The organism is Flavobacterium sp. Leaf82 (genome assembly GCF_001422725.1).
In the GTDB taxonomy this organism is placed as follows: Bacteria; Bacteroidota; Bacteroidia; order Flavobacteriales; family Flavobacteriaceae; genus Flavobacterium.
Genome location: NZ_LMMA01000037.1, coordinates 65,529 through 76,656, shown reverse-complemented (window position 1 = coordinate 76,656; position 11,128 = coordinate 65,529). Strand labels below are relative to the sequence as shown.

Sequence of the window (11,128 nt, the reverse complement as noted above, 5' to 3'; positions counted from 1 at the left end):
ATGAAAAACATAATTTATTTTTTAAGTATCTTATTACTCGTAAGCTCTTGCAGTGATTTGACGGATATGAACAACGACGAGAAAAATCCATCAACAGTACCTGCATATTCTTTATTTACAAGTGCACAAAAAGGTATTGCAGAACAAGTCGTTAATACAAGTGTCAATAAAAATATCTTTAGGTTAGTTAACCAGCAATGGACAGAGACTACCTATACAGACGAATCTGTTTATCAATGGACAACAAGAAAGATTTCTGATAACCATTGGGGAGCTTTTTATGCCGGAACGACTACAAATGATGGTTCCTTAGGAGATCTGGAACAAGCAAAATACTATATCGAAAGTGAAGTGATTTTAGCAACGGATCCTCAATTTGCTGCCAAAACATCTATACAAAAGAATCAATTGGCAATGATAGATATTTTAAGTGTTTACTCCTATCAAATTCTTGTCGATACCTTTGGAGACATTCCGTACTCTGAAGCTCATAAAGGTTCAGGCAATTATCTGGCAAAATATGATAAGGCATTAGATATTTATAAAGATTTAATTGTGCGTATTGATAGTGACATTGCAAATATAAATCCTGCATATGAAGGTTTTGGAAATGCTGATATTATTTATAGAGATCAATTATCTTTATGGATAAAATTTGCAAATAGTATAAAATTAAAATTAGGGATTAATCTTAAAGCATCAGGATTAGAAGAAGCTCTTGCAGATGCTGCGATAATCTCAGCATCAAAAGGTACTTTTACTTCAAATGATGATAATGCAAAAATCGCATATCAAACTAATGTACCCAATACAAATCCTGTTTATGTAGATTTGGTGTTTTCTGGAAGGCATGATTTCGTGCCTGCCCAACCATTTGTAGACGCATTAGTGGCAAAAAATGATCCCAGAACTACCGTTTATTTTGCTCAAAACTTAAAAGATACCAATGGAGAAGCTTTACCTTATAAAGGAGGAGTGGTAGGATTAAAAAATAGTTTTGGAAAATTTACTCAGATAGGTGCCTTGATTCAATTACTGGACTTTAAAGGAACTTATTTAGACTATGCAGAAGTTGAATTTTTATTAGCAGAAGCTGTAGAAAGAGGTGTTGCAATTAGTGGCGACGCAGCAACACATTATACTAATGCAATTACAGCATCAATGAAAGATTGGGGAATTGCACAAGCAGCTATAGAAACGTATTTGACCCAACCGACTGTTGCTTATGCTAGTGCAACCGGAACCTGGCAGCAAAAAATAGGAGAACAAGCATGGTATGCTTTATATAATAGAGGATTTGAAGGATGGACGTCTACAAGAAGATTAAATTTTCCGTTACTTTCCCCGCCTTCAAATGCTGATGCTTCTGCAGAAGGTCAGATTCCGTCAAGAATGAATTACCCAATTAGGGAACAAACCTTAAACACCATGAATTATAATGCTGCTGCAGCATCAATTGGAGGAGATAAATTAACGACAAAAATATTTTGGGATAAAAACTAATATATTTTTATTCTTAAAGACCTGTAAAACTATAAAACCGCCTAAAATTAATTTAGGCGGTTTTTTAATTAATAGAAAAGCCGATAGTCGTGAAACTACCGGCTTTTTCTGTAACTAACACAAATATTTATTTTACGAATTTGTTGATGATGGCATCTGTTTCAGCTTTTGTTGCAGTTGGTTTTAAATCAAACAAAAGAGAATAAAGTGCTTTTCTGTCCACTTTCGCTTCTAAGTTTAAGTCCTGATGTCTGTCAAAAAGAGTTTGCCATTTGTCACGAACATTCTTCCAAAGAACATTATTTGCTACCCACCATTTTTGTCCGGCAATACATTTAATATCCGGAACTTTAGTATAAACATCAAATCCTTTTTCTTGCGCTAACAAAACATCTTTTCCACTATCGTCTCTGATTAATTTATCGTTGTCTTGCTCGTGATTCCATCCTGTAGCAGTGATTTCATGAATGTTTCTTCTTTTTAAAACATTGTAATCATTACGTTTTGTTTGCTCTCTTCTTGGTAAAGGCGCATCAGCAACATTCGCCCAGTAATCTTTTCCGTCTACATGCACCCAAGTTGAAGATCCTTCATATCTTGGACTGTCATCTACCTGATATACTTTTTGAGTCCATTGACCTTTAACGGCTTTTTTATCTAGTTTTTTATATTTCCAGGAAGTCCCTTTATCAAATGAATATAAGTCTGTGTTTTCGTATAGCCAATCTTGTCTCCAGTGTTTAATAATCATATCATCACTTACTATTAATAAGTGCTGCATTACGATTTTGTTAGGAGTGTCTTCTAATAACTCTACCCATTCTAAAGCAGATTCATGTTTAGTTTCAGAAGGTTTATAAGTAGCTGAATCTTTAGGATATTGAAAAGTTTCAGTAAAATTAAATTTCACTTCATAACAACCACACATTGATTTAATTGATTTAATGTCTTGCTGTTTTTTGTCCTGACTGAAACCAAGACTACAAGTCAAAGCCATAACGGCTGAAAAATAGAGGCTTTTTGAAATCATAACTTATTTTTTGTTTTTAAATTTTTTGCAAATATATAAATTTTATTTAGAACAATTAAAAATAGTTATATATTTGCGTCATTATTAAGACTGAATAAAAATAATGAAAATAAAATTTACCCTTTTTACAGCTTTTGTTTTTTGTCAAATTTCGTTTGCACAAGAAAAAGATACTACGGCTGTAAATAAACTTTCTGAAGTGGTTGTTACCGGACAGTTTGAACCACAGTCAATTAAAAAATCGGTTTTTAATGTTCGGGTTATTTCGAGTAAGGACATACAAAATCTGGCAGCCAATAATTTAGCAGATGTTTTAAATCAATACTTAAATATAACTGTAAGACCAAGTAGTACTAGTGGTAGATCAACAGTTTCTTTATTTGGTTTAGATGCCCAGTATTTTAAAATTTTGGTAGATAATGTTCCTTTGGTTAATGAAGCTGGTTTAGGAAATAATACTGATTTATCTCAGATAAACCTTAATGATGTTGATCATATCGAAATCGTTGAAGGCTCAATGGGAGTTACATATGGTGGGAATGCCGTTAGTGGTGTCTTAAATATTATTACAAAAAAATCTTCAAAATATAAATGGGGTATAAATGCTGCGGTTCAGGAAGAAACTATCAGCGATGAATACTCTCTTTTTAAAGAAGGACGACATATTCAATCCTTAAAAGTTTCTCATAATTTTGATAAAAACTGGTATGTTTCACTAGGTGTAAATCGTAACGACTTTCAAGGATATTTAAATGATAAAAATGGAGTCGATTATGACGAAAATGACGGTTCAAGAGGTTATCGATGGTTGCCGAAAGATCAGCTAAACGGAACTGCATTAATAGCTTACAGTAAAGATAATTTTCGTTTTTTCTATAAGTTTGAATATTTAGATGAAAATGTAGATTATTATAATAGTACAGTACAGTCTGGTTTTAATCCTGTAACAGGATCTTACAGATACGCTGATGATAAAAGATATTTAACGAATAGATATTTCCATAATTTAAATGCAACAGGTAAAATATTTTCTCAGCTAAATTACAATGTGTCCGTTTCTCATCAAAAACAACAGCGTGACGTAGAAGATTTCAGATATCTTTTTGCAAATAAGACAGAGGCAAACAATGTTAAGGTAAAAGACCAATCGATGGAAGTTCTTTATTCTACAGGAACATTAAGTAATTTTTTTGCAGATAAAACAGTTGACTTACAGATAGGATATGAATTTGTAAACAACCAAGGATTCTCACTTGTTCAGGAAGCCAGTAATATTTTTGTGCCCATACGCAAAACCATTGAAAATTATGACTTTTTTGCTTCTTCGGAGATTATGGCAACTCAAAGATTTTCGATTAGACCGGGATTAAGATTTTCAGCTCAATCAAAATTTGAAAACCAATATGCTTCTTCAATAGGTCTAAGATATTTATTCGACAAAGGAGTAGAAGCTCGTGCATCATATGGAAATGGATTTCGTACACCAACTTTTGAGGAACTATATTCTAAGCTAATTTTTGATGGACATTTCTTTATTGGTAATGAAAATCTTATCCCTGAAACCAGTACATCTTACGAAACCAGTCTTAAAAAAACAACAGTATTTTCTTCTGGATTACAAATGTCAAATACTGTGGCGGGTAGTTATTTAGACGTAGATGATAGAATAGATATGGCATTAACTGGATTTAATCCTGACACAGGCAATCCAGAATATCAATACATTAATATAAGTAAATATAAGGTTTGGAATTTTTCAACAATGAATCAATTTCAAAAAGATAATTTGACTTTTAATTTTGGAGCTGCAATAATTGGAATTTCACAAAAGATAGAGAACAAAGTATTTGCCTCTGATGATAAATTTCTTTACTCTTTTAATTTAAATGCAAGTTTTTCTTATTTAATTCCAAAGTGGAAAACCACATTTTCAGGATATTATAAATACAATGGAAAGACACAACGTTTTATAGAAGGCTCTTCTTCTTTTATCATATCTGATATTGATCCAAGCAACTGGCTTGACATTTCAATTCGAAAAAACTTCTTTAATGACCAATTTGAAGTTACAATTGGAGCAAGAAATGTTTTTGATATAACAAATGTAAATCAAACAAATACAAGTCAAACGGCTGGACATGCTGCGCCGGGAGAAGTGATGCTGGCTTACGGGCGCTCATACTTTTTAAAATTAGCATATAACCTTAATCTTTAATATAAATTAATAACTCAATGAAAAAACTTTTATTTTTATCAATCGCTTTATTATCGCTTGTTTCGTGTTCAAGTGATGATAATAATACAGTTGAGGCTAATGCAGTCACTTTTGCAGAGGCTTCATTAAATTTAACTGCAGCAGCAACTCCTATAGAATTAAAATTTGCTACACCTACGGCTGCTGCAGGAACTCTTACAATCTCTTTTACTGAAACTGCAGTTGTTAGTGGAACTGATTTTACAACTTTGCCAGCTGCAACGGCTAAGACTGTTATTGTTCCTTTTGAAAAAAATGTTTCATCAGTAAGCTTTACTGTTAATAAGTTAAAAGAAGCTATTGAAGGAGAAGTAAAAAATGTTGTTTTTACGATTAATAGTTCTTCTATCAATGTTGTAACTGGACTGAACAAATCAATTCAGGTTAATTTTAATCAAACAGCTTCATTAGGAAATGTTTTAGCAGCTACTGTTGGAGGTCCAAATCAGCCAAATCAACTTTATCTTGATTTAAGTTCTGGTACTTCTAAATCAGTAAACAGAGCAGCTTGGGATTTTGGTTTTTCTTCAGGAACTGACTTTAGAGTTATAATAAACGGATCTGTTAAAATGGCCGTAAAAAAATTAGAAACATCTGATATTACTTTATCTCAAGTGATTGATGCAGATGTAACAGTTGGTGCTGGAACAACTGCTGCTTCAAACGGATATGTGGATAACCCAACTGGTGTTTTAGCAGGTGCCGGAGCAGGAATTGGAACTGCAATTGCAGAGATTTCAGCTACAGATTCTGAAAACAAAGTTTATTTAGTTAATATGGGATCTTTGGTTGGAACTGCTGTACCTGAAAAAGGAAGTGTTATCGTTGACGGTGAATCCAGAGGATGGAAAAAAGTTAGGATTTTAAGAAGCGGTACTGGATATAAAATTCAATATGCAGATTTAACTTCTGCAACTTTCACAGAGAAAGTAATTACTAAAGATGCTGCTTATAATTTTACATTTTTTAGTTTAGCTTCTGGAAATACTGTTTCTGTTGAGCCTGAAAAAGCAAAATGGGATTTAAACTTTACCGTTTTTACCAATTATTTAAATATGGGTGCTGGTGAAGTTAGTTACGGTTATGCCGATTTTATTAGTACGAATTCAAGAGCAGGAGCGCAAGTTTATCAGGTTTTAGTTGCTGCTGGAGGATCTTATACTGATTTTACAAAAGCAAAAGTTGTTGAAGATAATTTTAAAGTTTCTGCTACAGATCAAAGAATAATTGGAGCTAACTGGAGAAATGGCGGAGGACCAACTAGTTTGCCAAGTATTAGAACAGATCGATTTTATGTGATTAAAGATGCTGCAGGAAATTATTATAAGTTAAAATTCCTTACAATGTTGAATGAAGCAGGCGAAAGAGGAAATGTAACTTTAGAATATGCGATCTTAAAATAATTAATTCACTAAAAACCTAAGGATAAGATTATTTTATTCTAATTTATAAATGCGAAAGCATTAAAATTTAGTTAATCATTAGCTTTGTTTTTTTTATTTTTTTTGATAAAGAGGTTAGATTCGTCTAACCTCTTTTTTTTGTTTTATTTTAATGTTAAAAACAATTCATAAATTAATGTTTAATTCTATCTTTGCGCATACTTTTTTATAAGGATTAACAGGAATTTTTGATAGAAATTTTAACGAATCCTTTCTTCAAACTTATAATTACTAGTGAATACAAAATCTTATTTTTTTCAGTCTTTTGCAATTGTAGCATTAGCATTCATAGCTTTCATTGGATTTAAACAAATCTTACCGGATAAAATTTTTCCGGACAGTAAAGTAGATTCTAAAAACGTACTAATAGACAGTTTGCTTTTAGAATCTGTAGCAAACGATTCTCTGGCTCAGACAGGTGATAGCCTTTCAGAAGATGAGAAAAAGGAAGCTAAGGAAAAAATAGTTTTTGATGCCTCAGAAGGAATTGAGTTTCCATCTGAAACTTTCGATAACTATAAAGGATACCAATATTTGATTTCTTTTTATGAAAAATTATATCAGCTGGAAAAAAATCCACAAGCCAAAGTAAGGATTGCTTACTACGGAGATTCCATGACAGATGGCGATTTGATCGTACAAGATGTTCGATCTAATTATCAGGAACGTTTTGGAGGTAATGGTGTTGGTTTTGTTTCAATAACATCAGAGTCTGCAGCATCAAGAGGTTCCGTAAAATCTACGTATTCTAAAAACTGGAAAACACAATCATACTTAAACGTAAAAAGACCCACAAGTCCTTTTGGGGTAAATGGTCACGTATTTTTTGCAAATGATAAAGTAAATACGACCTGGGTTCAATATGAAGCAGGATTAAATAAATATTCGACAACTCTGGATAATCCAACTTTGTTTTACGGAAAAGCATCTAAAAAAGGAAACGTCAATTTTATTATTGGAAAAGATACTTTACGAAAAAGTCTTGTCCCAAATAATTTAATCAATACCTTAAAAGTAACCTCAGGAAGTATAAAAGCATTCAAGGCAAATTTTATACACGCAGATTCGATTCCTATTTATGGCTTTAATTTTGATAACGGAATTGGGGTTCATGTTGATAATTTCTCTCAACGAGGAAATTCAGGATTGCCAATCTCTATATTCAATGCAAATGTAATGCAGGGATTCAATAACAGTTTAAAATATGACTTAGTAATTCTGCATTACGGAACCAACGTTTTAAACTATGGTACCAAGAATTATTCCTGGTATCAAAAAGGAATGACAAAAGCGGTAAATAAAATCAAGGAATCATTTCCGGGAGTTTCTGTTTTGATTATTTCAACAGCAGATAAATCAACAAAATATGATCTGGAAATGAAAACAGATTCAGCCGTAGTTCCTTTGATGAAAGCACAAAAAAGATATGCGCTGGATACGGAATCCGGATTTGTAAATTTATACACTTTAATGGGTGGCGACGGATCTATGGTAAAATGGGTAGATGAATCTCCTGCAAAAGCCAATAAAGATTATACGCACTTTAACCAACGCGGTGCTAAAGCGATTGGTAAATTATTATACGATCAATTAAATAAAGGTTACGAGCAATACAAAGTATTACGAGAAAGTAGAGAGACTGGTGTTAATAAACGGAAAACAGTCAGGAAAACAAATACAGATTCCGTTTCTGTAAAAAAAGATAGTGTAAATGAATAGACTTATTATTTTCTTTTGTTGTCTTTTTTTCTCCGCAAATGACAAGACACAAAAGACAGATTCACCTTCAATAAAAAAAAATATGATTCATAAAGTCGATACAGCAGCGGTTGATTCTTTCTCTCAGGAAAGAATCTATAATGCAGAAGTCTTAGAAACTATTTTTAAGAAATTAAAGGAGGCTGAAAGTAACAATAATCAAAGGATAAGTATTGTGCATATTGGCGATTCTCATATTCAGGGTGATTTAATGACGAATGATATTAGAAAAAATCTGCAGCAAAAATTTGGAAATGCCGGCAGAGGATTTGTTTTTCCGTATCAGCTGGCAAAAACAAATGGTTCTTACAATGAACGCTTTTATTCGAACAGAGCCTGGGAAAGTTATCGAAATATTCATTCCTTCAAAAGCCTTCCGGTTGGTTTGAGCGGAATTGCACTTTGGAGAGATAGTGAAGGTTTTGCAGTCGAATTAAATATAAAAGATGCAGCTTATAAGTTTAATACCATTCATATTATTACCCCACAAAACCAGGATATGTTTGATTTGGCTACATCATCCCAAACTAAAACAATTCAATCTACAGAGCGAAAAATAATAACACATAAAATAAAAAAAGGCGAAGCCATTTCGACAATTGCGGATAAATATAATATTTCAATAGCCGAAATTAAAAGAGAAAATCACCTTAAATCAAATAATATTCGTGCAGGAAGAACCTTGAAAATTTTAACTAACGAAACAAAACCAAAAAACATCACAAGTTCAGCGTTTGTTTCTTTAGATCTTGAATCAGATTCGTTTACTCATTCGTACCATTCTGATAAAGCATTAGATAAAATTTATTTGATTCCCAATAAAAATGCAGATAAATATGAGCTTAACGGACTTGTTTTAGAAAAAGATTCTCCCGGAGTAATGTATAGCGGAATAGGGGTAAACGGAGCGAAATTTTCAGATTATAATAAATACCCATTATTTTTTCAGCAGTTAAAAGCAGTGCATCCGGATTTATTGATTTTTTCACTGGGAACAAATGAAAGTTATGATCATATGGAAGCTTCTGCCTATATAAAGGAATTAAGGGAGTTTATAAAAAACATAAAAGATCAAAATAGCAATGTCTCCATACTTGTTATGACTCCGCCACCTTCTTTACTTAAAGCAAGAAGACCTAATACTTATATTCGGGATTATGCAAAAAGTATTATTGAAATTGCAAAAACAGATGGATTTGCAGTTTGGGATTTATACGATGAATTTGGAGGAATGGACGGAATCCAAAATTTAAAATCCGCAGGATTAATTGGGCCGGATTGGGTTCATTATTCAAAAAAAGGATACGAGAAACAGGGAAATTTGTTTACAGAGGCGTTTTTAAAAGCATACGATAATTTTAAATTAAAAAATTAAGTTGATTACAACAGATAGCATAAATAATTGGTTTGTTCATAATTTTGGTACAATTACTCTGGAACAGGCTAAAAGTTGGTTTATATACAATCCCGAAGAAAAACTACTATTTAATACAGGCTTATTCCTAGGATTGTTTCTTGTGTTTTATTTTGTGTACGCATTTTTGCGTAAAACATTTTATTTGAGGTTAACATACGTTATTCTCTTTTCGCTTTTCTTTTATTATAAGTCAAGCGGAATTTACTTTTTGCTGCTATTACTTTCCTCGGTCGTAGATTACGGCTTAAGCCAAATTATCTATAAAGAGGCAAAAGACAGCCGAAAGAAAATTTACCTTGTAATAAGTGTAATCCTTAATTTGGGTTTATTAGGGTATTTTAAATACATGAACTTCATGATCGTTACATACAACGATATGTTTAAGGGTAATTTTGAACTTCATGATGTTTTTCTGCCAGTTGGTATTTCGTTCTATACCTTTCAATCGATGAGTTATATTATCGAGATTTATCGTGAAGAAATTAAGCCAACAAAAAACTACATCGAATATTTATTTTTCGTTTCGTTTTTCCCGCAATTAGTTGCCGGACCAATTGTTAGAGCAAAAGATTTCCTACCGCAGATTTATCAAAAACTAAATCTAACAAAGCAAGATGTAAACAACGCCTTGTTTTTGATTATTGGTGGATTAATCAAGAAAACCGTAATCTCAAATTATATCTCGATAAACTTCGTTGACCGTGTTTTTGATACACCAATGAATTATACATCGTTCGAGAATTTAATGGCATCTTACGGATATGCGATCCAAATTTATTGTGACTTTTCAGGATATTCAGATATGGCAATTGGAATCGCATTGTTATTAGGATTCAAATTACCAGCCAATTTTAGAACGCCATATAAATCAACTTCGATCACTGATTTCTGGAGAAGATGGCATATTTCGTTATCAACCTGGTTAAAAGATTTCTTGTACATCTCTATTGGAGGAAATCGTAAAGGAACATTCGCAGGATTTCTATTCCCAAGTTTGTTTTTCTTTGGATTATTACTTTGGGGAATGTCAAATATAAAAGAAAGTTATATTCCGTTTTCTATAGCAATTGGATCAATTATAGCATTTTGTCTGACTTTTTTACTTTCTAAAAAAAATCAAACATTAGTAACCAACTTCAATTTGTTTACCACAATGCTTTTAGGCGGATTATGGCACGGAGCAGGAGCACAATTTATTGTTTGGGGAGCCTTACACGGATTAGCATTAGCAGTTCATAAAATGTTCATGGAGTTTTTTCCATCCAAAAAAGAAGGTGAAGGTTCAAACTTTTTATGGACACTTTTTTCAATCATAATCACATTTCATTTCGTCGTATTCTGCTGGATCTTTTTCCGCGCCAGAGATTTCGAAACAGCTTTGCAAGTCATCAATAATATTGGTCAGTTAACATTCGAACCAGAACATTGGCAGGCAATTATTTTAGGATATAAAAATGTGTTTTTATTGATGTTGTTTGGATACGTTTGGCACTTTTTACCGGAAGTTATCACATCAAAAATGAAATTTATTTTCGATAAAACCCCTTTAATAGGAAAAGCAATTATCCTGGGATTTGTATATTGGATCGTTTATGCAACAGCAGTTGCCGGTTCACAACCTTTTATTTACTTTCAATTTTAAAAAAAAAGGTTCAAAGGGACAAAGTTACAAAGGCGCAAAGATTTATTCTTTGCGCCTTTTTTTAATTAATGCCACAGATTAA

7 protein-coding genes are annotated in these 11,128 nt (G+C 32.4%); 6 read left to right on the top strand and 1 reads right to left on the bottom strand.

Annotated elements, in window-relative coordinates:
• Nucleotides 1-1,503, top strand: coding sequence for a SusD/RagB family nutrient-binding outer membrane lipoprotein (locus ASF10_RS23395; RefSeq protein WP_082472499.1), 1,503 nt, complete (start codon nt 1-3; stop codon nt 1,501-1,503).
• 127 nt (nt 1,504-1,630) lie between these two features.
• Here ASF10_RS23395 and ASF10_RS23390 read toward each other — a convergent pair whose 3' ends face one another.
• The gene (locus ASF10_RS23390) at nt 1,631-2,533 is read right to left on the bottom strand and encodes a DUF6607 family protein (protein ID WP_056255034.1); all 903 of its coding nucleotides are present in this window, start codon (nt 2,531-2,533) and stop codon (nt 1,631-1,633) included.
• Between the two features lie 103 nt (nt 2,534-2,636).
• On the opposite strand from ASF10_RS23390, the gene ASF10_RS23385 reads away from it, so the two are divergent.
• The 5 genes from ASF10_RS23385 to ASF10_RS23365 all read left to right on the top strand — a co-directional run bounded on the left by ASF10_RS23385 (nt 2,637) and on the right by ASF10_RS23365 (nt 11,046).
• The gene (locus tag ASF10_RS23385; RefSeq protein ID WP_056255032.1) at nt 2,637-4,748 is read left to right on the top strand and encodes a TonB-dependent receptor plug domain-containing protein; all 2,112 of its coding nucleotides are present in this window, start codon (nt 2,637-2,639) and stop codon (nt 4,746-4,748) included.
• 17 nt (nt 4,749-4,765) lie between these two features.
• Nucleotides 4,766-6,190, top strand: a complete 1,425-nt coding sequence (locus ASF10_RS23380) for an HmuY family protein (protein ID WP_082472498.1) — start codon at nt 4,766-4,768, stop codon at nt 6,188-6,190.
• Nucleotides 6,191-6,463: 273 nt separating this feature from the next.
• Nucleotides 6,464-7,948: an SGNH/GDSL hydrolase family protein gene (locus tag ASF10_RS23375; protein WP_056255030.1), complete on the top strand. Its 1,485-nt coding sequence runs from the start codon at nt 6,464-6,466 to the stop codon at nt 7,946-7,948.
• Between the two features lie 82 nt (nt 7,949-8,030).
• Nucleotides 8,031-9,362 (top strand): GDSL-type esterase/lipase family protein, encoded by a 1,332-nt coding sequence (locus ASF10_RS23370; protein WP_241775007.1) that lies wholly within the window; start codon nt 8,031-8,033, stop codon nt 9,360-9,362.
• A 1-nt stretch (nt 9,363) separates the two neighbouring features.
• Nucleotides 9,364-11,046, top strand: a complete 1,683-nt coding sequence (locus ASF10_RS23365) for an MBOAT family O-acyltransferase (protein WP_056255024.1) — start codon at nt 9,364-9,366, stop codon at nt 11,044-11,046.
• The last annotated feature ends 82 nt before the right edge of the window (nt 11,047-11,128 follow it).

Coding starts and splice junctions, on each gene's coding strand:
- ASF10_RS23395 (WP_082472499.1), top strand. CDS start 1: ATGAAAAACATAATTTATTTTTTAAGTATCTTATTACTCGTAAGCTCT.
- ASF10_RS23390 (WP_056255034.1), bottom strand. CDS start 2,533: ATGATTTCAAAAAGCCTCTATTTTTCAGCCGTTATGGCTTTGACTTGT.
- ASF10_RS23385 (WP_056255032.1), top strand. CDS start 2,637: ATGAAAATAAAATTTACCCTTTTTACAGCTTTTGTTTTTTGTCAAATT.
- ASF10_RS23380 (WP_082472498.1), top strand. CDS start 4,766: ATGAAAAAACTTTTATTTTTATCAATCGCTTTATTATCGCTTGTTTCG.
- ASF10_RS23370 (WP_241775007.1), top strand. CDS start 8,031: ATGATTCATAAAGTCGATACAGCAGCGGTTGATTCTTTCTCTCAGGAA.